General features: G+C 37.1%; 28 protein-coding genes. 12 read left to right on the top strand and 16 right to left on the bottom strand.

Annotated features, from left to right (window positions below; all coding sequences use genetic code 11):
* Both chrH and chrI read left to right on the top strand, forming a co-directional pair.
* On the top strand, positions 1-1095 hold the full coding sequence (gene chrH / locus FW768_RS01545) for an MNIO family chryseobactin maturase (protein ID WP_153391763.1): 1095 nt from the start codon (positions 1-3) through the stop codon (positions 1093-1095).
* Between the two features lie 34 nt (positions 1096-1129).
* Entirely contained in the window at positions 1130-1615 is a 486-nt protein-coding gene (chrI, locus tag FW768_RS01550) for a chryseobasin maturation helper ChrI (RefSeq protein ID WP_231128608.1), read from the top strand.
* 115 nt (positions 1616-1730) lie between these two features.
* On the opposite strand, the gene FW768_RS01555 is transcribed toward chrI, so the two are convergent.
* Positions 1731-1886: a hypothetical protein gene (locus FW768_RS01555; RefSeq protein ID WP_153391767.1), complete on the bottom strand. Its 156-nt coding sequence runs from the start codon at positions 1884-1886 to the stop codon at positions 1731-1733.
* Between the two features lie 46 nt (positions 1887-1932).
* Here FW768_RS01555 and FW768_RS01560 point away from each other — a divergent pair, with 46 nt between their 5' ends.
* A complete protein-coding gene (locus FW768_RS01560; protein ID WP_153391769.1) occupies positions 1933-2562 on the top strand; it encodes a DUF4082 domain-containing protein in 630 nt (209 codons plus the stop codon).
* A 69-nt stretch (positions 2563-2631) separates the two neighbouring features.
* On the opposite strand, the gene rpe is transcribed toward FW768_RS01560, so the two are convergent.
* Both rpe and chrP read right to left on the bottom strand, forming a co-directional pair.
* Positions 2632-3282, bottom strand: a complete 651-nt coding sequence (gene rpe, locus FW768_RS01565) for a ribulose-phosphate 3-epimerase (RefSeq protein ID WP_153391771.1) — start codon at positions 3280-3282, stop codon at positions 2632-2634.
* Positions 3283-3617: 335 nt separating this feature from the next.
* Complete coding sequence (chrP, locus tag FW768_RS01570; RefSeq protein WP_153391773.1) at positions 3618-4691, bottom strand: chryseobasin maturation metalloprotease ChrP; 1074 nt, start codon at positions 4689-4691, stop codon at positions 3618-3620.
* 51 nt (positions 4692-4742) lie between these two features.
* Here chrP and FW768_RS01575 point away from each other — a divergent pair, with 51 nt between their 5' ends.
* The gene (locus tag FW768_RS01575; RefSeq protein ID WP_153391775.1) at positions 4743-5447 is read left to right on the top strand and encodes a DUF4294 domain-containing protein; all 705 of its coding nucleotides are present in this window, start codon (positions 4743-4745) and stop codon (positions 5445-5447) included.
* Between the two features lie 19 nt (positions 5448-5466).
* Here the strand turns inward: FW768_RS01575 and FW768_RS01580 are convergent, their stop codons facing one another.
* Both FW768_RS01580 and mnmD read right to left on the bottom strand, forming a co-directional pair.
* Positions 5467-5883, bottom strand: a complete 417-nt coding sequence (locus FW768_RS01580; RefSeq protein ID WP_153391777.1) for an NUDIX domain-containing protein — start codon at positions 5881-5883, stop codon at positions 5467-5469.
* Between the two features lie 334 nt (positions 5884-6217).
* Positions 6218-6892 carry a tRNA (5-methylaminomethyl-2-thiouridine)(34)-methyltransferase MnmD gene (gene mnmD / locus FW768_RS01585; protein ID WP_153391779.1) on the bottom strand — a complete coding sequence of 225 codons (675 nt, stop codon included), beginning with the start codon at positions 6890-6892 and terminating at the stop codon, positions 6218-6220.
* Between the two features lie 85 nt (positions 6893-6977).
* On the opposite strand from mnmD, the gene FW768_RS01590 reads away from it, so the two are divergent.
* The 4 genes from FW768_RS01590 (at position 6978) to FW768_RS01605 (ending at position 11079) form a co-directional block, all read left to right on the top strand.
* Positions 6978-8048 carry a branched-chain amino acid aminotransferase gene (locus FW768_RS01590; RefSeq protein WP_153391781.1) on the top strand — a complete coding sequence of 357 codons (1071 nt, stop codon included), beginning with the start codon at positions 6978-6980 and terminating at the stop codon, positions 8046-8048.
* Positions 8049-8174: 126 nt separating this feature from the next.
* A complete protein-coding gene (locus FW768_RS01595; RefSeq protein WP_153391783.1) occupies positions 8175-8687 on the top strand; it encodes an FKBP-type peptidyl-prolyl cis-trans isomerase in 513 nt (170 codons plus the stop codon).
* Positions 8688-8768: 81 nt separating this feature from the next.
* The gene (locus tag FW768_RS01600; protein ID WP_231128786.1) at positions 8769-9806 is read left to right on the top strand and encodes a peptidylprolyl isomerase; all 1038 of its coding nucleotides are present in this window, start codon (positions 8769-8771) and stop codon (positions 9804-9806) included.
* Positions 9807-9912: 106 nt separating this feature from the next.
* On the top strand, positions 9913-11079 hold the full coding sequence (locus tag FW768_RS01605; protein ID WP_185151919.1) for a retropepsin-like aspartic protease: 1167 nt from the start codon (positions 9913-9915) through the stop codon (positions 11077-11079).
* Positions 11080-11286: 207 nt separating this feature from the next.
* Here FW768_RS01605 and FW768_RS01610 read toward each other — a convergent pair whose 3' ends face one another.
* Positions 11287-11541, bottom strand: coding sequence for a hypothetical protein (locus tag FW768_RS01610; protein ID WP_153391787.1), 255 nt, complete (start codon positions 11539-11541; stop codon positions 11287-11289).
* Between the two features lie 488 nt (positions 11542-12029).
* On the opposite strand from FW768_RS01610, the gene FW768_RS01615 reads away from it, so the two are divergent.
* A complete protein-coding gene (locus FW768_RS01615; protein ID WP_153391789.1) occupies positions 12030-12545 on the top strand; it encodes a hypothetical protein in 516 nt (171 codons plus the stop codon).
* Between the two features lie 359 nt (positions 12546-12904).
* Here the strand turns inward: FW768_RS01615 and FW768_RS01620 are convergent, their stop codons facing one another.
* The 6 genes from FW768_RS01620 to FW768_RS01645 form a co-directional block, all read right to left on the bottom strand.
* Positions 12905-14263, bottom strand: a complete 1359-nt coding sequence (locus FW768_RS01620; protein WP_153391790.1) for a M28 family peptidase — start codon at positions 14261-14263, stop codon at positions 12905-12907.
* 77 nt (positions 14264-14340) lie between these two features.
* Positions 14341-15747: a M28 family peptidase gene (locus FW768_RS01625; RefSeq protein WP_153391792.1), complete on the bottom strand. Its 1407-nt coding sequence runs from the start codon at positions 15745-15747 to the stop codon at positions 14341-14343.
* Positions 15748-15802: 55 nt separating this feature from the next.
* The gene (locus FW768_RS01630) at positions 15803-17047 is read right to left on the bottom strand and encodes a DUF1015 domain-containing protein (protein ID WP_153391794.1); all 1245 of its coding nucleotides are present in this window, start codon (positions 17045-17047) and stop codon (positions 15803-15805) included.
* Positions 17048-17049: 2 nt separating this feature from the next.
* Positions 17050-18015: a D-2-hydroxyacid dehydrogenase gene (locus tag FW768_RS01635; RefSeq protein WP_153391796.1), complete on the bottom strand. Its 966-nt coding sequence runs from the start codon at positions 18013-18015 to the stop codon at positions 17050-17052.
* A 126-nt stretch (positions 18016-18141) separates the two neighbouring features.
* Positions 18142-19206 carry a 3-phosphoserine/phosphohydroxythreonine transaminase gene (gene serC / locus FW768_RS01640; RefSeq protein ID WP_153391798.1) on the bottom strand — a complete coding sequence of 355 codons (1065 nt, stop codon included), beginning with the start codon at positions 19204-19206 and terminating at the stop codon, positions 18142-18144.
* 115 nt (positions 19207-19321) lie between these two features.
* Complete coding sequence (locus FW768_RS01645; RefSeq protein WP_062699046.1) at positions 19322-19672, bottom strand: 4Fe-4S binding protein; 351 nt, start codon at positions 19670-19672, stop codon at positions 19322-19324.
* 59 nt (positions 19673-19731) lie between these two features.
* On the opposite strand from FW768_RS01645, the gene FW768_RS01650 reads away from it, so the two are divergent.
* From FW768_RS01650 to FW768_RS01660, 3 genes are read left to right on the top strand one after another with little or no spacing between them, the layout of a single operon-like run.
* A complete protein-coding gene (locus tag FW768_RS01650; RefSeq protein WP_153391800.1) occupies positions 19732-20766 on the top strand; it encodes an acyl-CoA reductase in 1035 nt (344 codons plus the stop codon).
* A 49-nt stretch (positions 20767-20815) separates the two neighbouring features.
* Positions 20816-21256 carry a peptidylprolyl isomerase gene (locus FW768_RS01655; RefSeq protein ID WP_185151920.1) on the top strand — a complete coding sequence of 147 codons (441 nt, stop codon included), beginning with the start codon at positions 20816-20818 and terminating at the stop codon, positions 21254-21256.
* A gap of 29 nt (positions 21257-21285) precedes the next feature.
* Positions 21286-21972, top strand: coding sequence for a Bax inhibitor-1/YccA family protein (locus FW768_RS01660; protein ID WP_153391804.1), 687 nt, complete (start codon positions 21286-21288; stop codon positions 21970-21972).
* A gap of 592 nt (positions 21973-22564) precedes the next feature.
* On the opposite strand, the gene FW768_RS01665 is transcribed toward FW768_RS01660, so the two are convergent.
* The 4 genes from FW768_RS01665 to FW768_RS01680 form a co-directional block, all read right to left on the bottom strand.
* Positions 22565-22813 carry a DUF6952 family protein gene (locus FW768_RS01665; RefSeq protein WP_002980002.1) on the bottom strand — a complete coding sequence of 83 codons (249 nt, stop codon included), beginning with the start codon at positions 22811-22813 and terminating at the stop codon, positions 22565-22567.
* Positions 22813-23121 carry a thioredoxin family protein gene (locus tag FW768_RS01670; protein WP_062699051.1) on the bottom strand — a complete coding sequence of 103 codons (309 nt, stop codon included), beginning with the start codon at positions 23119-23121 and terminating at the stop codon, positions 22813-22815. The genes FW768_RS01665 and FW768_RS01670 overlap by 1 nt, the downstream gene beginning before the upstream one ends.
* A 129-nt stretch (positions 23122-23250) precedes the next feature.
* The gene (locus FW768_RS01675) at positions 23251-23883 is read right to left on the bottom strand and encodes a peroxiredoxin (protein ID WP_153391806.1); all 633 of its coding nucleotides are present in this window, start codon (positions 23881-23883) and stop codon (positions 23251-23253) included.
* Between the two features lie 148 nt (positions 23884-24031).
* Entirely contained in the window at positions 24032-26971 is a 2940-nt protein-coding gene (locus FW768_RS01680; protein WP_153391808.1) for a M16 family metallopeptidase, read from the bottom strand.
* Positions 26972-26989 lie beyond the last annotated feature (18 nt).

Below are 26989 nucleotides of genomic sequence, written 5' to 3' on the forward strand. Positions count from 1 at the left end.
ATGAAAAAACCTCTCTTGGGACTGTCGATGATGCCGGAAGCAGATTTTGTTTCCGCAATACTTCCACTGTTGCAGGATCAGTCGGTGGCTGTGCTGGAATGGTCCTTTGATACGGTTGAACAAATGCATGAGCCGGAATGGCTCAGCGGTCTTTTGGATTTTTATGCCGAAAATAACCGTCTGTTGGGACATGGGGTATATTATTCGCTTTTTGATGCCCGATGGACAGAACGGCAGGAGGTCTGGCTTGAAAAACTAAAGCAGGAAATCCAAAGAAGAAAATACAATCATATTACGGAACATTTCGGTTTTATGAATACCGAAAACTATCATCAAGGCGTTCCCCTGCCGGTTCCGTTACATCCCAAAATACTACAGATTGGAAAAGACAGGCTGGCACGTTTACAGGCTGTCGTAGAAATTCCTGTGGGTGTGGAAAATCTTGCTTTTTCGTTTTCAGCAGATGATGTCAGGGAGCAAGGAATATTCCTTGAAAAACTGATTGAAGAAGTAGATGGCTTCCTGATTTTGGATCTTCATAACATTTACTGTCAGTCCTGTAATTTTGAGATTGATATTCTGGATATCGTTACCATGTATCCGCTTGAAAAAGTAAAGGAAATTCATCTTTCCGGAGGAAGCTGGCAGGAAAGTGTATACGGAAAAAAGCCAATCAGAAGGGATACTCATGATGATGCAATTCCTGAAGAGGTATTGGCTGTATTACCTGAAGTGCTTTCCAGGTGTCCAAATCTTGAATATGTCATTATTGAAAGGCTGGGACATACTATAAGTACAAATATAGAAAAAGAGTCTTTTTTCAATGACTTTGTTAAAACTAAAAAAATAATTGAAGGTTGCTTGTTTCCAGCCAGAAAGAAGACTGTGTGGAATAGAAAAGAATATATTTCTCCGGAACCATTGGAGGATCAGTTACTGTATCATGAACAGACAAAACTGACAAGATTACTCCACGAAAACGGGGATATTGCGTTTTTTAAAAATGAAGACTTTAGTTATTTCAACGTGCAGAAATGGGATCCCGAAATGATAGAAACTGCCCGAAGTATCATCAAAAAGTGGAACCCATACTAATTCTTTGTACACCGTTAATCAAAAATAAATGAAAATGACAACCGTATTTTTAATAACTGCAACTGTACTTACGGCTTTAATTGCAGGGCTTTTCTATGCGTATTCCTGTTCTGTAGTTCTGGGATTGGGAAAACTCTCGGATTCAGAATATCTGAGAGCCATGCAGAGTATTAACCGGGAAATTCTTAATCCTGTATTTTTTGTGAGTTTTATCGGAACAGCAATACTGCTTCCAGTGACTGCTTTTCTTTTTCGCGGACAGCAGCCTGCTTTTATCTTTCTTCTGCTGGCGTCTGTGGCCTACCTGATTGGTGTATTCGGAGTAACTGTTGCCGGAAACGTTCCCCTGAATGATCTACTGGGTAAGTTTGATATTGCCGGATCATCTGCCGAAGCAGTGAAACTGATGCGCAAAACTTTTGAAAACAGATGGAACTTTTTGAACAATATCAGAACAGTTTTCTCTGTCATAAGTATCGTTCTGGCAGTCTGTGCCTGTATCTGGAATAAAGAGATTTAAAATGAATTCAGTAGAAATACGCAACTGATTAATTACGTATTTCTACGGATGCGTGGTATGTGTTTTTATGTTGAAATTTACATCAACAACAGTAATAGATTTAAGTATTAAAAGTTTAAAGCGTAAATACTGATAACCAACGAATTTCATATTCCACAGAGAAGAAAGGCAGTCCGGATGGGCTGTCTTTTTTCGGTCTTCTGTTTTTATTCTGCTTTAAATAGAGTGTAATAACCTGCCATAAACGGTGTTTTTCCTGTAAAGCAATCATTGGTTTATAGTGACCTTTGTCCTAATCATAATTAAAATTAAAACCAATGAAACATTTAGAAAATTTTTTCGGTACGAGATGGTTGTCTCTAAAAAAGTTTTACGCCCTATTAGCTCTTACAGCAGCATTCTCCATAACAAGCTGCAGCAAAGATGACGATGAGCCTATTCCCCAGCCAATAACCTATGCAGTAGAAAACCCTTTGGATAAATATCATGAAATGACAGGTTTTACAACAACAACGAATTTTATAAACTCTGGCGATTATGAATTTGGGCTTGCCTTCTCGGCCAATGTAAAAGGGAAAATCAGCGCAATAACTATTAAACTTCCTGATGTTAATCCGAATCTAAGAGTAACATTCTGGGATTATACCACTAAAACAGTACTAAGAACAGAAACAATCAATGTGACAGCTTCTAATACTTTGATTACGAAAAGTATTTCAGAATTGGCGTTGGAAAAAGATAAAAAATACGTGATCACAATGAATTCCAATGACTGGTATAAGAGATCAAAGCCGGATAATAGCAATGCTGCGTATCCCATCACTGCCGGAAATATCAAATTTTGGGAGTATAAATGGACGAGTGGTACGGCACAGGCATTCCCAACGACTACTTCACTGGATTATAACGGAGGTGATTTAAGCTTTAATTTTCAACAGGTAGACTAATAACCATATTTTTTCAAAGGAAAAGGCAGCTCAATGAACTGCCTTTTCTGTTTTTTATTCAGATTTTTTTTAGATCTTTAAAAGTTCAATGGTTCTTTCCGGGCTTTCTGTAGAAAATACAGCATTTCCGGCTACCAGAACATCGGCTCCCGCTTCGAAAAGCTTGGAAGCATTATCCAGATTCACGCCGCCATCAATCTCAATAAGAGCTGTGGAGTTATTGCTTAAAATAAGATCTTTTGTTTCCGCAATTTTCTTGTATGTATTTTCAATGAATTTCTGGCCTCCAAATCCTGGGTTTACACTCATTAAAAGAACAAGATCCACATCTGCAATAATGTCTTCAAGCATCAGCACTGGAGTGGAAGGATTCAGAACAACTCCTGCTTTTGCCCCTCTGCTCTGAATATGATGAATCGTTCTGTGAAGATGGGTACATGCTTCATAATGTACAGAAACAAGATCAGCACCATGGTCAATAAATTCATCCACATACTTTTCCGGTTCTACAATCATCAGATGAACATCAACAAATTTTTTAGCGTGCTGCTGAATGGTCTTCATAACAGGAAAACCGAATGAAATATTAGGAACAAATCTGCCGTCCATAACGTCAACGTGGAACCAGTCGGCCTGAGATCTGTTCAGCATTTCAATGTCTCTTTGCAGATTCCCGAAGTCTGCGGATAAAAGGGAAGGAGCAATAAGCTTCGTTTTCATTTTTACTTTTTATACTTTTACTTAGATTTCCAGTTTTTAAAATGGATTAACAACTAAAAAATAATACAGGAAAAAGCTTCCCAATACCATTGTTTCCATAATTGTTAACTTGATATTATTAATTTTAATAACCAATAATCGATCAATCATAAATAATCCTAAAGGCATGATGCTGAAAATTAATAACATTTCCTGAAGCATTTTGTATCCTGAATCTGTTTTTGGAGGATCAAACCACTTATATACTATTAAAAATACCACATAAATAAAAAAAGAGTACTTAAAAGGGTATTAAAGTTGGTTTTCGGATTATTTGATAAAAGATACTTTTCATTTTAATGATACTTCAGCTTCATCTCCGGATTGATCTTAAGAAGCGTTTCGTAGATCAGTTTGATCACATTGCCCACATCTTCTTTAGATACCATTTCTACCGTTGTATGCATATAGCGCAAAGGTAAGGAAATTAATGCACTTGGTACTCCGCCGTTGGAATGGGCGAATGCATCAGTATCAGTTCCGGTACTTCTGCTCGCTGCTGCTCTCTGATAAGGAATCTTTTTGCTTTTTGCGGTATCAATAATCAACTCTCTGATCGTGTGATGAATGCTCGGTGCAAAGAAAACTACAGGTCCGTCACCACATTTTTGATCGCCTTCTTTCTTCTTCTCAATCATAGGTGTTGTGGTATCGTGGGTAACATCGGTTACGATAGCAATATTAGGTTTAATGGTATCAGCAATCATATCAGCACCATACAGGCCAACTTCTTCCTGTACGGAATTGGTAATATACAGTCCGAAAGGAATCGTTTTTTTGTTTTCCTTTAAAAGTCGTGCCACTTCAGCAATCATAAAGCCTCCGATTCTGTTATCGAGCGCTCTGCACACAAAATAACGGTCGTTCATTTCAAAGAATTCATCCGGATAAGTGATCATGCAACCTACATAGATTCCCATGTCTTCGACTTCTTTCTTCGTAACAGCACCGCAGTCGATGAAAATATTTTCAATTTTTGGAGCTGGTTCGTTCTGGTTGGTTCTGGTGTGGATTGCAGGCCATCCGAATACCCCTTTCACGATTCCTTTTTCACCATGAATGTGAACTACTTTCGAAGGTGCGATCGTCTGGTCAGATCCTCCGTTTCGGATCACATAAATAAGCCCGTCATCCGTAATATAATTTACATACCATGAGATTTCATCCGCATGAGCTTCAATAACGACTTTAAACTCAGCCTCAGGATTAATGATCCCATAGCAGGTCCCGTAATGATCTACTTCAATTTTGTCTACATAAGGTTTAATGTAATCCATCCAGACTTCCTGGCCTTTATGTTCGTATCCAGTTGGAGATGAGGTGTTTAAGTATTTTTCTAAAAATTTCAAAGATTTCTTTTCAAATTTCATAAAAAGGAATGATTTTTGCGTTTAATTTTTGTTATTATAAGTGTAAAAATAATGAATTTTAGCAAGATTATCTGCCTTTTTATCTTCTTTTTTGGGATCAGTGTTTTTGGTCAGAAGGATTCTATCATTGCGAAACCACTCAATCAGTACCCACCTGAATCCTTAAAAGTAGATGAGTTTGGTAATAAATATTACTATGACGAAAAGCAGAAGGTAAAGATATTTGAAGTGAATGGTGAACCTGTTGTAGAGCTGGATGAATTGGTTTTGGTCAATAAGCCGAGATTCAATAACCAATTGGATAAAAATTATTATTATTTCCTTAATAAAAAGCTGTACAGAGTATATCCTCTTTTTATAACTGCTCTGCAGCAGTACAGAGATATACAGGCTGATATGAATGATATGGACAGCAAGGCTAAAAGAAAGTTTGTAAGAGAAAGACAGAGTATGCTTGCCGATCAGTATGAAAAACAATTGCGGGACCTTACTACAACAGAAGGGCAGGTATTTGCCAAGCTGATGAACAGAGCAACAGGTAAAAACGTATATGAGATCATTAAAGAGCTTAGAGGTGGATGGAGTGCCTTCTGGTGGAATGTAAAAGGAAAGATGGCAGATATTGATCTGAAAGACCAGTATAATCCGCATAAAAACAGAACGGATGAGTTTGTAGAATCCCTGCTTCAGTCCAACTGGAATTCCGGCTATTTGCAGCCCTATCCGGGAGCCAGCGATTTTAAAACCAAAAAATAATAAAAATTCCTGTAAACATTTACAGGAATTTTTCTTTTAATTTATCGAATACAATTTTATCTATCGGCAGTTGAAAAGGATTATCCGGCTGATCAATATCAATCCATTCCGTTCTTTCAATGCAGGGATCCAGGATCAGGAAATCTTCTTCGGTGGTAATATTCACTATATAATACATGGTAAGAAGCTGTTCGTTGTCTCTGAAACGCGACACCAGGAAATCTTCCTGCGTATAAAAATGCTCAACAACTTCTATCTTCACATTTAATTCTTCATCAAACTCACGGTGAAGACATTCAAGCACTCCTTCGCCAAACTCCAGTCCGCCGCCCGGAAATTTCATTAAAGGTTCACCGGCATACTCTTCAAATAAAGTCAGTACTTTTTTATCTTTTACAGCACAGGCATATACCCTAATATTGATCTTGTCAATCATATATAATGTTTTGTATAGCTAATGTAAGGAAATATGTGGAAAAGACAAAGACGAGAACGGGCAAAGCCAATCATATATTTATTTTCTGATCTTTTACCTTTTCATCTTATTTAACCTCAATTCGGGATAAGAATATCTGATGGATGCAGGTTTGAAGCTGGATGATGGAAGAGGGAAGTTTTGAAAGTCACTAAGAACAAATATTGATCTGTTTTTATTTAATTTGATTTTCTGGTAGCTTTCAATACGTATAACTAAAAGTAACTTCCAGCCTCCTTCTTCCATCTTCCAACCTTTTACATTTTAACTCCTTAACCCGAACTCCTCAGGTTATTTAGAGTTTCACAGCATTAATCATCTCTCTCTTCCCGGGAGGTCCTTGTTTTTTCTCTACATTAAAATTAAGCTCCTGAAGAATTCTTCTAACGCTTCCTTTAGAAGAGTAGGTTGTTAATAGTCCGTTAACGGCCATTTTGTCGGAAACCATTTCAAACAGGGGTTTTTCCCAAAGGTCTGGCTGCACTCTTGCTCCGAAACAGTCAAAGTAAACAAGGTTGATTTTGGGCAGATCTATGTTTTTCAGATCGAAGAAATCACATTCTATCTTTTTTAAGTTAAAACCACTAATGATTTCTACTGACTTTTCCCACTCTGCCAGATGAATTTTCTGATAAATATTTTTGAACTCTGGGTTATCAAAAAGTTCAAAATAAGCTAAATCATTAACTTCGGATTCATTTATGGGGTATTTTTCAAGTGAAAAATAGTTGATGACATGATTTTTGTCAGTTTTTAAATATTCATTAATTGTCACTAAAACATTCAAACCTGTTCCAAAACCGAGTTCTAAAATATTAATTTCACAATCATTTATTAAATTTAATCCATTTTTGATAAACACGTGTTCTGCTTCCTGAAGGGCTCCGTGATGAGAATGGTAGTTTTCATTTAAATCATTGATAAACAATGTTTTGCTTCCGTCGTTTGTGGTCTTAATCTCTCTTTTCAAGCTATTTTTTGGTCAAATTTACTCTAAAATTTTTATATTTAGAAAATTATATTAAATTTGTAGAACATCGTAAAAATTTTATAAAATGATAATTCAAAAAACTGAAAACTCCAGAATTTCTACATTCAATCCTAACGATTTTTCATTTGGAAGTACTTTTATTGATCATATGATTATATGTGAGTATGAAAATGGAAAATGGGGTGATGTAAAATTAGTTCCTTACGGTCCGATACCATTTACACCTGCCATGATGGGAGTAAACTATGGACAAGCTTGTTTTGAGGGTATGAAAGCCTACAAAGACAAAGACGGGCAGGTTTTCCTTTTCAGGCCTGAAAAGAATTTTGAACGTATCAACAAGTCAGCGAAACGTCTTGCTATGCCTGAAGTAACTGAAGAAATGTTTTTAGACGGATTAAAAGCATTAGTAGATATCGACAGAGACTGGATCCCACAAGGTGAAGGAATGTCTCTATATATCAGACCTTTGATCTTCGCTACAGAAGAAGCTTTGAAAGCAAGAGTAGCTAATAAATATATGTTTGCCATCGTAGCAACTCCAGCGAAGAGTTATTATGCGGAACCTGTTTCTGTAAAAATCTCTGACCACTACTCAAGAGCGGCCAACGGAGGGGTAGGTTCTGCTAAAGCTGCAGGTAACTATGCTGCTTCTTTCTATCCAACACAGCTGGCTATTGAAGAAGGATATGAGCAGATTATCTGGACTGATGATGCTACCCACGAATATTTCGAAGAGAGTGGAACAATGAATGTATTCGTAAGAATTAATGATACAATCTATACACCGCCAACTTCTGAGAAGATTCTTGACGGGGTTACAAGAGACAGTTTCATTCAATTGGCTAAGAAAAGAGGTATTGAAGTGAAAATTGAGCCTGTAGCTGTAAAAACAGTAATCGAAGCTCAGAAAAATGGTACTTTGAAAGAAGTTTGGGGAGTAGGTACTGCTGTAGTAACTACGGTATTTCAGGCTTTAGGATATGAAGGTGTGAAACTGGAACTTCCTAAATTATCTGATGAAGAAAGTTATGCTGCTATTCTTAAAAAAGACCTGGTAGACTTACAGAACAACCTATCTGAAGATCCATTCGGATGGAGAGTGATGGTAGACCACGCTCTTGAAACTGTTTAATTTTAATTGAATAAACATACAGAAGCCGGGAAATTCCTGGCTTTTTTTATTTGACTCATTTACTTTGTACATTTCTCCTTCAAGTTTTGTAATTGATTCCCGAAATGTGTATTTTCGCAAAAGTTTATGAAAAAATTACTCTTCATATCAGCAGTAAGTCTGTTAAGCTGTAACAGGAATGCGCAGACGGCTCACCCTCCTGTAGGAGGTGTTTTAAGCCAGAAAGACCTTGATGTTTCCAAGAACAGGATGAAGAACCTGAATACCATTGAAAGGGGACAGATCCAGGACTGGATCAGTGGTCAGTCTGTGAAATATTTTCCTACACAGCTTAATTACTGGGTAACAGTAGAAGGTTTTGATCAGAGAGAAAAAAGAGCCGATGAGACTTTTATTTCTTATTCTTATGATCTTTATGACTTTGATCAGACGAAGATCTATGATGAACCTTTTGTGAGAAAAGAAGCCAGATTCGGGCATTTTGATGAACTGAAAGCGGTAGAGAATGCTTTGCGTTTTATGCGTGATGGGGAGGAAGTAACGCTTTTGGTACCATCTTCACTGGCTTACGGAACCTTTGGAGATGAAAAGAAAATAGATAACGATATACCCTTAATCATAAAATTAAAAGCGCTATAAATAATGAAATTGTTTAACAAGAATATAATTCTGGCAGCGGCAAGTATTTCGCTGATGAGTTGTACCCCAATTTATAAAAAAATGAACGTAGACAAAGAAACTTTCGAAGGTCTTAATAACGGACTTTATGCAAATCTTCAGACTTCTAAAGGAAATCTGATCGTGAAGTTTGAAGACAAAAAGGCACCAGTTACTGTAGCCAACTTTATCGGGCTTGCAGAAGGGAAAATTGACAACAAAGCTAAGGCTAAAGGAGTTCCTTATTATGACGGAACAATCTTCCACAGAGTAATCAAAGATTTTATGATTCAGGGAGGTGACCCTCAGGGAACAGGAATGGGAGACCCTGGATATAAATTTGAGGACGAAAAGAATGACCTTAAACATACAGGAAAAGGAATCCTTTCTATGGCTAATTCAGGTCCTAATACCAATGGCTCTCAGTTCTTCATCACTGAAGTGGCTACTCCTTGGTTAGACGGAAGACATACGATCTTCGGAAAAGTGGTGAAAGGAGATGATGTGATTGATGCTATTGCCAACGTGGAAAAAGGCGCTCAGGATAAACCTAAAACTGACATTGTATTAGAAAAAGTTTCTGTATTCAGCAAAGGTGACGAGTACAAAAACTACGATGCAGCAAAAACGTTCAACGAAGGAAAAGCGAAAATTGCTGAAAACAACAAAGCTTTTATTGCTAAAGAAGAAGCAGAAAAAAAGAAAAAAGAAGAAGAATTCAAGGCCAACCAGGAGAAAATGGTAGAAAACCTGAAAGCAGGTATGCAGAAAACGGAATCTGGTCTTTACTATAAAATCACAAAAACGGCAGACGGTAAAGCTCCAAAGGCAGGAGATAACGTATCTGTACACTATGCTGGTAAATTAGTAGACGGTACTGAATTTGATTCTTCATTCAAGAGAAACGAGCCTATCGAAATTCCAATCGGAATGGGAAGAGTAATCAAAGGATGGGACGAAGGAATTCTGTTGCTTAAAGAAGGTGAAACTGCTACTTTACTGATTCCGCCTGCAATGGGTTACGGAGAAAGAGGAGCAGGAGGAGTTATCCCGCCAAACGCATGGTTAATCTTCGATGTTGAGCTTGTAAAAGTGAAATAATTGCACACTTTATCATATAAAAGCCGTCCGGAAGGATGGCTTTTTTGTTTTGGGAAGGTAAAATTTATTGATGAAAAAACATTACTTTCGTGTACAAAATCTACACATGAAAAAAATCCTCTATACGCTCCTGACGTTTTCTACCATTACATTTTCCGCTCAAGGAAAGAAATTCTTTGAAAGCGGAGAAGTAAAGCTGCAGGCTCCGATAGAGAAAATCAATATGAAATTCGCATACGATCTTCCTTTTGTACAGGTGATGATCAATGGAAAACCATACAACTTTTTGTTTGATACCGGTGCACCCACTGTGATCTCTTCTGCTATTTATGAAGAATTGGGTCTGGAAAAAAAGCATTCCAGTAAAGTAAAGGATTCCCAGAAAAATAAACAGGAACAGATCTTTACTATTCTGCCGGAAATGATTGTAGATAAAGCTGTTTTTAAAAATGTAGGAGCTATTGTCATGGATTTCGGGGCCTCAGAATTAAGCTGTTTTAAAATGGATGGTATTTTGGGAGCCAACCAAATGGCCAAGCTTGCCTGGAAGGTTAATTATGAGGGAAATTCACTGGAAGCAGCAGAAAATCTTTCACAGTTTGATCTGACCGGGTATGATATTGTGATTCCCTTCGATCCGAAAACCCAGAAAACACCAATTATTAAAACTAAAATTTTAGATAAAAAAACAGAACTGACCTTTGATACTGGTTTTTCAGGAAGGCTTAAAGTAGGAGAGAACAGCTATGATCCGAAAAAAGCAGGACAAAGTGTGGAAGTTTACGGAACCAATTCTGTAGGAGCTTATGGAGCAGGAAAGCCAGCACCTGGCTATATTTTCAGACTACCGGAACTCGCATTGGGAAATAGAAGTTTTGCCAATGAAATTGCCAATACCGGAGGTTCAAACTTAATCGGAAATGACTTTTTCAAAAATTTTGTTTTCATTCTCGACTGGTCCGGAAATAAAATCTACATGAAACGCATTAAAAATGAAACGATCAGGCTGGAGTCTTTTGGGTTCGGATATCGCTTCATTGATGCTAAGCCAACGGTTGCTCTGGTATATCAGGAAGAGAATTTTCCATTGAGAGTTGGTGATTCTATCATCAGTATCAATGATGTGAATCTTGATAACCTTAATAAGGAAAGCGCCTGCTATTATTTCCTCAACAAGGCGGAAAAAGGGCAGAATGTAATTGATCTGAAAATAAAAAGAGAAGGAAAAGTGATGGAAATGAAATTGGAGAAGAAGGAATACCTGAAGGGATGAGAAGGAAAGATAGAGGTTCGGAAATAAACGAAGCGGCTTTGTTTATCCTTTAAAAATACAGCATCTTATACATCTTTGTCTGTCTTTGTGATCAATTAAAAAATTAATTCTGCTCTGCACCTGATTCATTCTAACCGATAAATAATAAAATAAAAACCCCGTTCAATAAGCTTGAACGGGGTTTTTTCAGTAAAATAAGAATTAAAGTTACAGATTTCTGCCTTTGTTCATTCTTGATGAATAATTTATTTTTCCGGCTAAGGAGCTGATGAATATCAATCCAAAGCCTAAGTAAGCCGCAAATGCGGTCAGATAAACAATTAAGCTGTTAAAACTTGGGTTGGTAGCGTATACCAGTACCGAAAAAACAGCAAAGCTCAAAAGAAGCACAAGGCTCCAGATGTGCATTTTTGCAGCATCTTCATTTCTCTTAAAAATCATTTCAAAAAAGTCTCTCATCATTAATCACTTTTTAAGGGTTATACATCTTTTTTCCGTTCTTCCATAGAACGGTCCGGAATCGATTTCCGTTATTTATCAACAGGCTTATGATCATGGTGAACTCGGCTAAGGTCACGATCTCTAAGACAGTATGATTATTTCGTACCAAGGTAGCTTAATGCTTCCTAATTATGTTAAAAGCAATATTGAATCAGTATGGTGATTCATGAGCTTTATGATACCGTACACAGCATTCATCGTAATGGAATTGATAGTTAACTATCTTTTCCTGTGCATACGGCATCTAAAGAAAAAGGATCATATAAAAATATAGGAACCGCCTTAATCTGGCCCAGCGGAAACTGAAATTCCGCAGAAAACCTTTTTCATCGTTGTGTTTTAACAATTTTTTTTCATTGTTTTAGTAGCTAATTTCATGCCAAAGTGATTTTTTTGCCTATATTTATTTTAATTAACTTTAAATATCATAGGTTTAAGTACAATATATAATGACTTTTGAAAGTATAAAAGAGGATATAAATAATTCTTTGGGAAGTCTTTTAACACACGCAAAAGACTGCTCTTGGAATACAATTTCTCCCAATATAGGTTTTATTGTGTCTGACTTTAATGAGTTTAAGGGGGCCAATTCTTTTGAGAGGAGTATGTTGAGGAATAAGGTGAATAATTCTAAGAAATTATTATCGTTGGAATCTGCTGTTGAAATGTTGAAGAAAGAGTATGATGATCTTTATGATATCAATTTATATATCTTCAGAGCATTCAGAAATGAAACGATTATTGAGATCCAGTATTACAGAAAATCAAATTTTGAGCCTGATTATTTTGAAACGGTAAAGGATAGCCAACCCATGCTTCATGCTAAAATAGCTTTGCCTTTTTACGCTTCAGAAGGTGGGAAATTTGATGTCAACTGGGAATCTGGAGGAGGTTTCAGACATGCCTGGAAAAGTTTTCTTTATCGGTTTAAATACAAAAGAATAATGAAAGAATTAAAAAGGTAGTGAGTATTTTAGTTTATTTGGATGCGATTTTTTATTTGCTCGCAGATTGGGCAGGTCAGGCAGATTTTCGGAGCAAAATGTGTTTAGATAAATCATTCTCGCATAAGATTAAAATCACTTTTTTTTGATGCCAAAAATAAATTTGTGCTATCAGCCAAATCTACGAGAACACATGTAATTCTTAGAATTTATTCAATAGAGGCGGACTTTAGTCCGCCCAAATAATAAAAAACAATCCATTGTCTTTAGCCAAAACCTATAAAAATCTGTTTGACTGAGCATTAAAAAAATCAATTATAAAGAAATTGCGTTCAAACAAATCTAGATATATTTGAACGCAATTTAGCTAAAATGGCAATTTACCAGTTCTTATCAATCATATAAATAAGCTGTGTCATCGCAGATGCTCCTAAAAGAAGTTCTCTGCGGTTTACCTTTTCAAAAGTATCTTCTTCCGTATGATGAATGTCAAAATATCTCTGAGAATCCGGAACAAGTTCTGCTGTTGGTACCCCCATCTGCTGAAGCGGAGAGATGTCTGCTCCTGAATATACACCTTCAAAATTATAAACACCGTAAGGGAAGAATAATTTTGTCCAGCTTTTGATCTGGTTTCTTTTGGCATCATCCATTTCTAAAGCAATGCCTCTTGGGGTAAAACCTCCTGCATCAGACTCTATGGCAAAAAGATGTTTTTCATTTTTCTCTTTCACTGTTTTTCCGTACTGAAGACCACCTTTTAAGCCATTTTCTTCATTGGCAAAACATACTGCTCTGATGGTATGGTTGTTCTGGATACCCAGTTTTTTGAAAGTTCTTAATACCTCAATACTCTGTACAATTCCGGCTCCATCATCATGAGCCCCTTCGCCTACATCCCATGAGTCAAGATGTCCACCTACAACAATCACGCTGTTGTCTTTTTTACCGGTAATTTCACCAATAACGGAGTGGGAGAGCTTTTCACCCTTCATTCCGCAATTGGAATTAAGCTTGGCGGTAACTTTCTGTTTTTTCAATAATGCTTCCAGTTCGTCGGCCGTTGTGTTCCCGATTGCAGCAGCCGGAACTTTGGTGATCTTGTCTTCATAGCGCATGGCCCCTGTGTGAGGTACGTCATCAAATGCAGAGGATAAAGATCTGATAATGGCAAATTTTCCACCTTTTTTAGCGGTTAAAGTAGCTGCATTTACTCTGTATTTTGCGGCATCACCATACCCTCTGAAGGTTTCTACAAAAGACTGGCTGAAAGGGTAGTTGAAAAATACAATCTTATCTTTTACCTTTTCTGCCGGGAGTTTTTCATATTCCTCCATAGATTTCACCATGATGATCTCTCCAGATACATCTTTTCCGCCCGTACCTTCAGAATTTCCAAGGGAAAGCATTTTCAGGCTTTTCCACTTTCCGTCTGCGGCTTTAATGTGTAATGATTCTTTACCTCTTTCCCAGACCGGAATCATCACTTCCTGAAGCCATACTTTATCAGCTCCGGCCTCACGGAGTTTCTGTTCAGCCCATTTTACGGATTGGTCATAAGCTTTGGAGCCACTCAAACGGTGTCCGATGTTTTTAGTCAGATCTCTCAGATCTTCATAACCTTTCCCATGGTTCAATATCTCTATGGAAATTTTACTGAATTGTATGGAATCTTCCTTAGACTGGCCGAAAACAGCCATTCCAAAAATTAATAATGAGGTTCCTAATATCTTTTTCATTGTTACCAATTTTTATCAATCATATAAATAAGTTGTGTCATCACTTTAGCGTCGGCAGTTATTTCGGATTTTTCATATTACCAGTTTTTATCAACCATAAAAATCATTTGTGTGATTACAACGGCTCCAAGAAGAAGTTCTCTTTTATTCACTTTGTCGAAAGTATCCTGTTCAGAATGATGGTAATCGAAATATCTTTGAGTATCTACAACAAGTTCTGCTAAAGGAATATCCTGTTTTTTCAAAGGGGAAATATCCTGAACAGCATCGGTTTGGTCGAAATCATAAACGCCGTAAGGAAGAAAATATTCTTTCCAGGGATAAACCAGTCTTCTTCTCTGTGGTGACATATCTAAAGAAAATCCCCGTGGAGAATAACCTCCGGCATCTGTTCCTAAGGCAAATACATGCCTTTCTTCTTTCTTTTTCACATAAGCAGCATACATTTCGCGGCCCTGTCCTCCGTTTTCACTGTTGGCAAACAAAACTACCCGGATGGTGTGATTGTTTTCATATCCAAGGGCTTTCAATGTTCTTAAAACTTCGATACACTGAACAACCCCGGTTCCATCATCAATAGCGCCTTCACTAATATCCCACGAATCAAGCTGAGCGCCTAAAACAATGACTTTAGAATCTTTTTTACCCTGAATTTCAGCAATAATATTTGGATTTGTTGCATCTCCTTTTGATTCTGCGGTCATGTTGATTTTAGCCGTAACTTTCTGCTTTTTTAATGTTTTTTCCAGCTCATCTGCTGATCTTACCCCTATTGATAAAGCAGGAATTTTAATTTTGTCATCAGGTTCATAATAAATCATTTTAGCATGAGGGGTATCATCATTCGCTGTTGTTAATGATCTTATAATTAATGCTTTTGCACCGGTTTTAGCAATAACGGAAGCAGAAATCAATTTTGATTTTGCAGTAAGTAAATAGGAGTCGCTGGTGTTGATGATTTTCGGGTCCATAGGCACGTTCACGAAAACTATTTTGTCTTTTAACTGGCCTATTGACATTGCATTAAGTTCTGACGTTGAATTTATTAAAACAATTTCCCCTGTCAGATCCTTTCCACCTGTTCCTTCAGAGTTTCCGAAAGAAAGCATTCTGATATTTTTCCAGTCTCCATTTCCTGTTTTTATCTGTAAAGATTCTTTTCCCCTGATCCAGACAGGAGCTTTGGCCTCTTGTCTCCAGATCATATCAATACCAATTTCTTTGAACTTTTTTTCTGCCCATTCTACTGCTTTGGCATAGCCGGGAGTAGCGCTGAAACGCGGTCCGACCCCTTTTGTGAGCTCTCCAAGGTTATCATAAGCCCTGCCATTGGTCATGATCTCGTCCGAGATCTTTTTAAATTCGTCGTGGTAATTTAATTTTACAGGAATTGATGTTCTACCGGCAGGTTTTTTCTGTGGTTTTTTTTGAGAAAATAAAAATCCACTCAAAAAGAGTGGAAGTATAATGAAGATTTTTTTCATTTTTTATTTACCTTTCTTTTTCCGATGATAAAAGTAGGGAAAAAATAGGAATTTATTAAGGTTTCATGTCATACATTAACAGTGCTGTAACCAATTTCGGTTCAATGAATGTACATTTTGGAGGCATGCTGAGTTTCAGATCTGAAATTTTAATCATATCGTTGAAACTTACAGGATAGATTCCGAAGCCTACCTTGCCTTCACCGCTTTCTACCTTTTCTTTTAAAATATTGATTCCCTGAATGTTTGAGGTTCCTTTTACATAGGTAATCTTTTCAGAACTGTCAGGATCTTCTATTTTCAGGACGCTTTTAAAAATATATTTATCAAGCAGGTGGTGATCCAGATTGTCCAGAGACATTTCCTTTGAACGAAGATCGTGCTTAACGTGAAGTGAATAAAACTTACCATCCAGATACATTGAAATATGGAATTTTTGTGAAGGAAAGTATGATGCCTCACCCTTTTCATGGATCAGGAAGTACTCTTCCAGCTTTTTTAAAAATTCTTCGCTTGAAAGACCATTCAGGTCACTCAGAATTCTGTTGTAATCATGGATCTTGATCGATTGGTTGGAAACAATAAAACTGTAAACGAAATTATATGCCTCTGTTCCGTTATGTTTTTTATTCTTTTCTTTATGATGTTTGGCGTTCAATGCTGTAGAGCCAATCCTGTGGTGGCCGTCCGCAATATAGAATGAATCAATCTGATCGATCACTTCTTTGAACTGCTGAAGTTTCAGGCGGTTATCTATTCTCCAGATTTTATGTCTGATCCCGATAGAATCGACATGGTTGAAAATAGGAACGTTTTTTTCCTCATGATTCATCAGAAGCTCAATCTTGGAATTGGAAGGGTAGGTAAGGAGAACAGGTTCTGCCTGCAGGCTTACTTTTTCCAGATAATGAGCCAGCTTTTCTTTTTTCTGAGGAATGGTGCTTTCGTGTCTTTTGATCTTTCCGTTCCAGAAATCTTCAATACTGGCAAGCCCAAGCAAGCCTCTGAAAATTTGTTTGTTGGGATAGATCTGCTCATAAAGATAGTACGCAGAATTGTCCTGAACGAGTTTTTTATCATCCAGAAGCTCTTCAAATGTAGAACGGATCTTTCGTAAGTTCCGGTCGATATCTTTGGATTTACTCACAACATATGGTTTTATCATATTGATGTAAGTATTCTCTATCTGAGCTTTCTCCGTAATTTCCTCCTGAGTAAAATTATCCAGAGGGTGGGTAGGGAAAGTGCTCTCAAGGTCTTTATGAGGTCTTATTCCACGGAAAGGTTTGAAAATAGGCATATTTATCTTATAGTTTCTTTTTGTAGCTTAATAATTTGTTCCGCAAGTTCAGCACCGATTTTTTCCTGTGCATCCACTGTATTTCCGCCTATGTGAGGGGAAAGGGATAATGCAGGATTCATCAGTAAGGGAAGTTCCGGGCTGGGTTCGTTTTCAAAAACGTCCAGTGCTGCTCCGGCTACTTTTTCCGACTCGATGAAATCAATCAGTGTTACTTCATTGATCACTCCGCCTCTTGCAGTGTTTACAATGTAGACTCCGTCTTTCATTTTTTCAAACTGAGGCGTGTCTATGATATATTCGCTCGTCTTTGGAGTATTGATACTGATAAAGTCTGTGTCTTTAAGAAAAGCATCCATATCATTGGTGGAAGTAATCTCAAAGTTGAGGCTTTGTCCGTCAAAAAAATCCAGGGTAAGCTTTTTTGTTTTCGGGTTCTTGGTAAGTACTTTGATCTTCATCCCTAAAGCTATACCTATTTTCACAACTTCCTGTCCAATGCTTCCGAAGCCAATTACTCCCAGTGTTTTTCCTGAAAGTTCATAAGCTTTGCTGAAAGATTTTTTCATTGCATTGAAATGAGTTTCTCCTTCCAGCGGCATCAGCCTGTTCGATTCATGAAGGAATCTTGCCAGTGCAAAAAAATGTCCGAAAACAAGTTCCGCTACTGATTTTGAAGAGGCTGTAGGAGTATTGATCACTTTAATCCCTTTGCTTTTGGCATACTCTACATCAATATTATCCATTCCGATACCTCCACGTCCGATAATCTGCAGACCAGGACAGGCATCAATCAGATCTTGTTTTACTTTCGTTGCGCTTCTCACTAAAAGAACATCTACGTTATTTTCATTAATAAAATTAATAACGTGATCCTGGGCCACTCTGTTGGGCAGAACTTCAATTCCTGCCTCTTTAAGTGCCAGTTCTCCTGTTTTTGAGATTCCGTCGTTTGCTAAAACTTTCATGTGTTATTGGATTTAAAGATTGAAAAATTTAATTATTTAAAAAATTTAAATCGGGCCGCAAATTAATAAATTTAAATGAACTGCCTTAAATCTTTCAATCTTTGAATTTTTTTAATGCTTAAATAATTACCTGATCGATTTCATAACATCCACCAATACCTGTACGCTTTCAATTGGTAGTGCGTTGTAAAGGCTGGCTCTGTAACCTCCCAGACTTCTGTGTCCGTTCAGTCCGCTGATTCCTGCAGCTTTCCAGGCATTGTCAAACTCTTCTTTTTTGCTCTCGTCTGTTAATTTAAAAGAAACATTCATCAGAGAACGGTCTTCTTTTACGCAGAAGGTTTCAAACAATGGATTACTGTCTATTTCATCATATAATAATTTCGCTTTGGCTTCATTTCTCTCTTCAGCAGCAGCAATTCCTCCGTTTCTCTCAAGATACTGTAAGGTAAGAAGAGATGCATAAATTGGGAATACCGGAGGGGTATTGTACATGGATTCTTTAGAAATGTGCTGCGAATAATCCAGCATGGAAAGCATATTTTCTCTTCCTGTTTTTCCAAGGATCTCTTTTTTTATCACCACAAGGGTTACGCCCGCAGGTCCCATATTTTTCTGAGCTCCGGCATAGATAAGGTCGAATTTTGAAAAGTCGAGTTGTCTTGAGAAAATGTCAGAACTCATATCACATACCATCAGCGTATCTACTTCAGGGAAAGATTTCATCTGGGTTCCGTAAATCGTATTGTTGGAGGTACAGTGGAAATAGTCGTACTCCGAACCTACAGTATAATTTTTTGGAATGAATGAATAGTTTTCTTCTTTGGAAGAGTCTACCACATCAACAGTTCCTAATTTTTTAGCTTCTTTAATGGCTCCTGCTGCCCAGGTTCCGGTGTCCAGATAGGCTGCTTTACCGTCTGTTTTCAAAAGATTGTAGGGAACCATTGCAAACTGCATGCTGGCACCGCTTCCTAAATAAAGAACTTCATAATCATCTCCAAGGTTCATCAGCCTTTTTACGATAGCACGTGCTTCATCCATTACCGCTACAAAATCCTTGCTTCTGTGGGAAATTTCCAAAAGGGAAAGTCCAATTCCATTAAAATCAAGAATGGCCTGTGCCGATTTTTCGAATACCTCCTGAGGTAAAATGCATGGTCCTGCGCTGAAATTATGCTTTTTGCTCATAGTGTTGTTTTTTGGTTGTGCAAGAACAGACTTGCGGTTTCATTATTAAAATTTTACTAGATTTCTTGATATTTATAGTAAAAAAAACCGTCTCATCGTCATGAGACGGCGTTTTTTATTCACCGTGTAAAAATGCTTTTTTATTAAGCAGGGCTTCTTCTGATTCTACATGATCCTCATCCGGAACGCAGCAGTCTACAGGGCATACCGCAGCACACTGAGGTTCTTCATGGAACCCTTTGCATTCCGTACATTTGTCGGTAACAATGAAATAAACATCATCACTTACCGGTTCCTGTGGATCATTGGCATCAACCGTCAATCCCGAAGGCAGTGTTACAGTTCCTTGAAGGGTAGTACCTTCAGAAGCTTTCCAATCTACGGCTCCTTCATATATTGCATTATTCGGGCATTCCGGCTCGCAGGCCCCACAGTTAATGCATTCATCAGTTATTTTAATAGCCATCGCTAATTTTTTTTAAATTTGCACAAAATTACAAAATATTCCCCAATTGTAAAGTAATTATGAATACCGAAAATCAAGTTTTAGGACTTATTAAGTTAAGTGACTATATAAAAACGTTTCTGACAAAGGATCAGAACAATGAGAATGAAAGTGATGCAGAATTTGAATTATTGCTGAAAAAATCGGAAATTGAGAATCCGTGGTTTACTCTTGATAATCAGAAATTTGCCTTTAAGCAGTGGACAGAACTGCTTACGGAAGAAAATATCAGTGCCTGGCTTAAAAATTATTCAGTTTCAAAGAACCCAAAAAGAGTAGGGCTTATTTTGGCCGGAAATATTCCTTTAGTAGGATTTCATGATGTGATCTCTGTAGTATTGAGCGGTAATATTCCGGTAATTAAACTGTCTTCAAAGGATAAATACATGATTCCGTTTCTGTTGAAAAAATGGAATGATTTTTCAGGAGGGCTAGTTTCGTTTGAACTGGTAGAAAGGTTAGAAAATTTTGATGCGGTAATCGCTACCGGAAGCAATAATACGGCAAGGTATCTTGAATATTATTTTAAAGATCATCCAAGTATCATCCGTAAAAACAGAACCTCAGTTGCGGTATTGAAAGGTGATGAGACCAATGAAGAACTGCAACTTCTGGCGGAAGATATTTTCCGTTATTTCGGATTAGGCTGTAGAAATGTGACCCGTATTTTTATTCCACAAGATTTTGTGATTGACCGGCTTTTTGAAAATTTCTTACACTTCCAGGATATTATTCATCATAACAAATACGCGAATAATTATGATTATAACAGAGCGGTTTACCTTCTGAACCAGGATAAGTTCTGGGATAATAATTTTGTGATGCTAAAAGAAGATGATAAGCTTTTCAGTCCTCTTTCTGTAATCAATTTCAGCAGATATGCTTCTTTGGATGATGTTAAAAGATTTATAGCTGAAAATGCGGAAAATATTCAGTGTATAGTGGCTAAAAATGAACTGGGATTAGATTCTGTTTCATTTGGGGAAGCGCAGCATCCAGCCCTGGATACCTATGCTGATAATGTGGATACAATGAAATTTTTGGAAGTGGTATGATTTTTCGTATCTTAACTCACTTATTTCACCCAATAATAAAATAAAACTTATGAAAAAATTATTTTTAGGACTTGCACTGGCTGCTGCTCCGTTTATGTTTGCTCAGAAAGTAGCGGGCGTAACGGTTGAACGTCCCAAAAAAGAAATACCAACTGAGCTGAGTAAAGATAAGGCTAAGATGTTTAATGAGAACCTTATCAAATTTCTCGATGCAGTAAAAGTATCAGACCGTAAGGTTATAGATGCTATGCTTTCTGATAAAGTGAAGCAGATTGTTACTGATGATGTCCTTAAAAAAGTAAAAGAAGGCATTGATTATACTAAAAAGCTGGAAATTCTGAAAGCCGGATATTATGTAACAGGGGATAATGAAGCCTATCCGAATCTAAAATATAAATATGCAGGAGATTCGTCCAATAAAGAAGTGGTCAGTGCGATATTTGAAGAAGATGGGAAAATTCTTGGGGTAATGCCCATGAATAATAAATAATTTATTTTTGATACAAAAAAATATTAACTATGATGACAGATTCTTTAGTCGCTCATTCCTCGGAAGTGGAAAAAGCAGACTTTTACAGGAAAACGTATTTACACGTTGCTTTATCAGTCCTTGCGTTTATCGGGATTGAAACTATTCTATTAAAAACCGTTCCGGCAGAGCTTATTGCTATGATGTTCGGACAGAAATATACCTGGTTACTGATTATCGGAGTATTCTGGCTGGCTTCTATTCTGGCTAATAAATGGTCTCTTGCACAGAGCAGATCTACGCAATATTTAGGATTAGGATTTTATATTGTACTTGAAGCAGTGATCTTTTTACCCTTGATCTATATTGCTGTTAATACCGCAGGGGTTAACGTAATCTTTCAGGCGGCTATGCTTACCATTTCTATGTTTGCAGGGCTTTCACTGGTTGCTTTTATGTCAAAAAAAGATTTTTCTTTTTTGAGAAATATAATTGTTATCGGAGGTTTTATCGCCATTGGACTGATTGTAGCGGGAGCTATTTTCGGATTTAATCTTGGTCTTTGGTTCTCCGTAGGAATGGTGCTTTTGGCTTCTGCCAGCATTTTATATGAAACCAGTAAGCTTAAAAATACCTATACAACAGGGCAGTATGTAGGAGCATCTTTACAGTTGTTCGCATCTATTATGTTGCTGTTCTGGTATATCCTGAGAATTTTAATGAGCAGAAGAAGCTAATTTGAGAAATAATGAGCTGAAGGTCTCATTTTTTTCATAACTTAATAATATAATCCTGATGATTTTCATCGGGATTTTTTCTTGCCACAGATACACGAATCTTTTACTAATATGCAAATGATGGCTGTCTGATTTATTTTTCTAATTATATGTTATCTTGTAAATTGATCAGTAATAAACTTTTCAGCCTGGGTAAAAAATCTGCACCATCTGTCAAATCTGCGAGCTATTTTTTCGACGCAAAGTTTTTTGCTGAGAATTTTTGATTTTCTTGCGCCCTAAAAACATTATCATAATTAAAAACTTTTAGGTCCCTTAGCGTTTTCCAATAAAAAAAATCTGCTCAATCTGCCAAATCAGCGAGGTATTTTGTTCGATTCAAAGCTAAAGGGAGTAGAGTATGAGATCAATCCTGCTGATCAATGTAATTAAATGATTGGATTGTGTTATTTGTGAAGAAATTATAACCCTTGTCTTCAGGAACCCAAAAAATCCTGATGGCAATTCATCGGGATTTTATTGGAACAATTGGGTTTTTCAGAAATTGTGTTTTATGGATGTTTTTAATTATTAAGTCTCTAATAATCAAAATTTATTTGTCGATTGAGCCCAGTACTTTCTGTGCAAAAGAGTTTAAGGCATCTTTTTCGCTCATTCCGTTCTGTACATTAGCGTGTACTTCTAAAGCACCGCAGATATTGGTAATTAATTCTCCTGCTACATTAAGGTCTTCTTCACTGGTTCCTCTGAATTCGCAGAAGCTTTCCAGTACCTCTAATGTTTTCTCAAGATTCTCAGGAGTCTGATTCTGATAAAACTGTCTGATTACGGGTAACTTCATTATGATAATTCGTTAAAAAGGTTAATTAAACTTTCTGCCTGGTTAGATTGTACTTGGTTAACCAGCTCTCCGTTTTTAAAAATAGCAAACGTCGGAAGGTTGTCTACTTTAGCCAGTTTTCTGCTTTCAGGAAGTTTTTCTGCATCTACATATAAAAACGGAATGGCTTCGTTTTCTGATGCTAATTTTTTGAATTTAGGCTTCATGATTCTGCAGTTTCCGCACCATGTTGCGCCATATTGAACAACTACTTTTTCGTTGTCATTTACGATATTCTGTAATGTATCTTCAGTTAATTCTGTGTACATAGGTTAAATTTTAAGAATTAAAATTTAACAATGTAACAATTGAATAGTGTATCAATGTACCAATAAAAATATCTATTGCTACAGTGATGCATTGTTACATTGTTAAATTACTAGATTGTTAAATTGATTTTAGTTCTTAGCTAAGTATTCTGCTGTAGAAGTTCTGTCTGCTTTCATTGCATCTTTTCCCTCTTCCCAGTTAGCAGGACAAACTTCACCGTGCTTCTGAACGTGCGTGTAAGCATCGATCAATCTTAAGAATTCCTTTACGTTTCTTCCTAATGGCATATCGTTTACAGCCTCGTGGAAGATTTTTCCTGTTTCGTCGATAAGGTAAGTAGCTCTGTAGGTTACATTAGAACCTGTGAAAGTTTCCTCTCCATCTTCATTGTATTCGAAATCCTGATCTACGATTCCAAGGATATTTGCTAATTGTCTGTGAGTATCAGCTAAAAGCGGGTAAGTTACTCCTTCAATACCTCCGTTATCTTTTGGAGTGTTTAACCATGCAAAGTGTACTTCATTCGTATCGCAAGAAGCTCCGATTACTTTGGTGTTTCTTTTTTCGAATTCACCTAAAGCCTCCTGGAAAGCGTGAAGCTCAGTAGGACATACGAAAGTGAAATCTTTCGGATACCAGAATAAAAGAACTTTTTGTTGGTTGGAAGTAGCTTCTTCAAGGATGTTGATTCTAAGATCGTCACCCATTTCAGACATTGCATCAATTGTTACATTTGGGAATTTTTTTCCTACTAAAGACATAATTTTCTGTTTTTATATTTAAATTTCTGTTGCAAAGATAAAAATATTTCATCTATCAATCAAGTTAATGTTGATAAATAAAATCTATAATTGTTTTTGACGGTAAAATGTGAAAAAAGCCCTGATTTCAGGACTTTTCTTTTATATTTTAATACCCAAATATTTCATTGAGATTAAGCTTTTTAACTTCACCGAGTTTTTTCATATCGGCTTCGTTTACTTTATCTTGTGAAGCAACCAGACAATAGGTGTAGCTTTTACCTTTCATCTCTTTGTCATGGAAAGTATTGATGTCAGTAAAAGAAAGCTTTGGAGCCTGCTCGTATACATTCTTTCTGATATCGGAATTATTTCCAAGCTTCTGAGCTTTCAGATAAGAGAAGATGATACCGTCCTGGGTAATTCTTTCGGAAGCAATCGATTTTTTCAATCCGCTTTTTGCTGTTTCAAATAACTGCTCAGACTTTGGAAGAGTAGTTAAAAGCTCATTCATGGCTGTTGTAGATTCGTTGAATTTATCAGCCTGAGTTCCTACATAAGCCATTACAACATCTTTGTCTTCTTTCTTACCCGGAAGTGCAAAATAAGAATAAGTTGAATAAGCCAGTGCTTTAGACTCTCTGATTGTCTGGAATACAATAGACCCCATTCCGCCTCCGAAATAGCTGTTGAACAGGTTAACGGTAGGAGTAATGGATGAATTATACTGATCCGCGTTTCTTACCCAGAAAACTTCAGCCTGTACCATGTCGTAGTGAGCGAATAATACCTTGTTTTTATCCGTTGGGATCTGAACAAAAGTTTTTGTTTTAGGCAAGTCTTTCAAAGAAGCAGGAAGCTTATGAACCGGAGTTAAAGAAGCTACCACCTCATTTCCTGATTTCGGTCCATAATACAATACTCTGTGTTTGAAATTGAAAAGATCATGAAGAACATTAATCAGGTCTTCGGCTTTCAATGCGTCAAGTTCTGCATCACTTAAGACGTTATTGAACGGGTTTTGAGGTCCGTACTGAGCATAGCTTCTAAGTCCCGCCATGATCGTCCCTTTATTCTGCTTGGCATTGGCTCTTGCTTTTTTAAGTCTTGCTTTGTAAGCATCTAAAGCTTTCTGATCTGCCTGGCTGTTTTTAATCAGGTCTTCGAAAAGAGCGGCTGTTTTTTCAAAATTTTCATTCAGACCTTCAAGAGATACATACGTTTCTTCATTTCCGGCGATTACGTTAAAGCTTGATGCCAGTTTGTAGAATTCTTTACTGATTTCTTCTGAAGACTTGTTTTTCGTACCCAGATACTGAAGATATTCTGCCGCCAGAGGAAGGATTTTGTTGTTCCATTTTCCGGAATCGAAGTGATAATACATTCTGAACAGAGCATTATCTGTATTTTTTACAGAAAGTACATCTACGTTTCCTAGCTTATTTTTGGCAATATCTTTATCATAGTTCAGCCATATCGGTGAAATTGCATTTTCCGGCATTTCATCAATCTTCTTAAGGAAAGGAGACTGGTCTTCTCTGTTTACTGTAACGGGGGTAATCGTTGGCTTGTCTACTTTTACAATACTCTTGTCTTCCCCTTTTTTCTTATAAACAGCAACGTAATTGTTGTTTTGAAGGTATTTAGAGGCGAAATCCATAATGTCTTTTTTCGTCAGCTTAGAGATTTCGTCTACATATTCTAAAGAAACCTTATGGTCAATACCAGAAGTAAACTCATCCATCAGAATGCCTGCTCTGGAAGAATATTTTTCATCCTTCTGGATAATGTTTTTCTTTTCATTATTAACAATAGACTGAATAAGATCATCAGAGAATTCTCCTTTTCTCAGCTTATCTATCTCCTGAAGAAGAAGTGCTTTCACTTCATCCAGAGACTGTCCTTCAGTGGGTCTTCCCTGGATAAGCAGGACAGAATAGTCTTTTAAGGCATAAGCAGAGGCAAAAGCGGACAGTAATTTTTGTTTTTTAACCAGATCCAGGTCAATTAATCCGGCTTGTCCGTTAGTCAGCATATTTCCTACAAGATTAAGCAATCTCGCATCTTTTGTTGTTGCGCCCGGAAATCTGAAGCCTAACATTACGTTTTCAGGGTTAGGGCCTACTACTTCTTTTACAATAGGAGAGGTAATTGGTTTTTCCTGGCCTATCTTATATTCAGGGATTGCTTTGGTCTTCATAAATGAAAACGCTTTGTCGATTTTTGCGATCACTTCATCAGGATTGAAATCTCCGGACATGATCACCCCCATATTATTAGGAACATAATAGTTGTTGAAATAATCTCTGATAGCTTTCAGAGAAGGGTTTTTCAGGTGTTCAATGGTTCCGATAGTAGTTTGCTTCCCGTAGTTATTATTCGGGAAAAGATTGGCGAACATCATGTCAAACACCTTATCACCATCATCATCAAGTGTTCTATTTTTTTCTTCATAAACCGCTTCAAGTTCCGTATGGAAAAGTCTTAAAACCGGCTGTCTGAACCTTTCGGATTGTACTGCTAAGAACTTATCAATCACATTGGCTGGAATGTCTTCTGTATAAACGGTCTGCTCAAAAGAAGTGAAGGCATTGGTTCCTTCAGCTCCCATTCCGGTCATCATTTTATCGTATTCGTTGGCGATTGCATATTTAGCCGCTTCACCGGAAACTTTGTCAATTTCTTTATAGATCTCTTTTCTCTTAGCCTCGTCCGTCGTTTTGTTGTACTTTTCATAAAGTGCATCGATCTGGTCTAATAAAGGTTTTTCTTTTGCCCAGTCTTTAGATCCGAATTTATCGGTTCCTTTGAAAAGCATATGCTCCAAGTAATGAGCTAGCCCCGTATGATCCGCAGGATCGGTTTTGCTTCCCGCTTTAGTAGCGATGTAAGCCTGGATTCTTGGGTCTTTATTGGTTGGACTTAAAATAACCGTCAGTCCGTTTTTTAACGTGTAATATCTTGCTGCAGTAGGGTCGTTGGTTACATATTTGTACGTATAACCGTTAGATTTTGCTTCTTTCCATTGGAAATCCTGTCCATAAGCATAACCGGCAAAACTTGCGGCGGCGATACTTGTTGCGATTGTTAGTTTTTTTAACAGATTCATTTTTGTTGCGTTATTATA

This window comes from Chryseobacterium vaccae (genome assembly GCF_009602705.1).
GTDB lineage: Bacteria > Bacteroidota > Bacteroidia > Flavobacteriales > Weeksellaceae > Chryseobacterium > Chryseobacterium vaccae.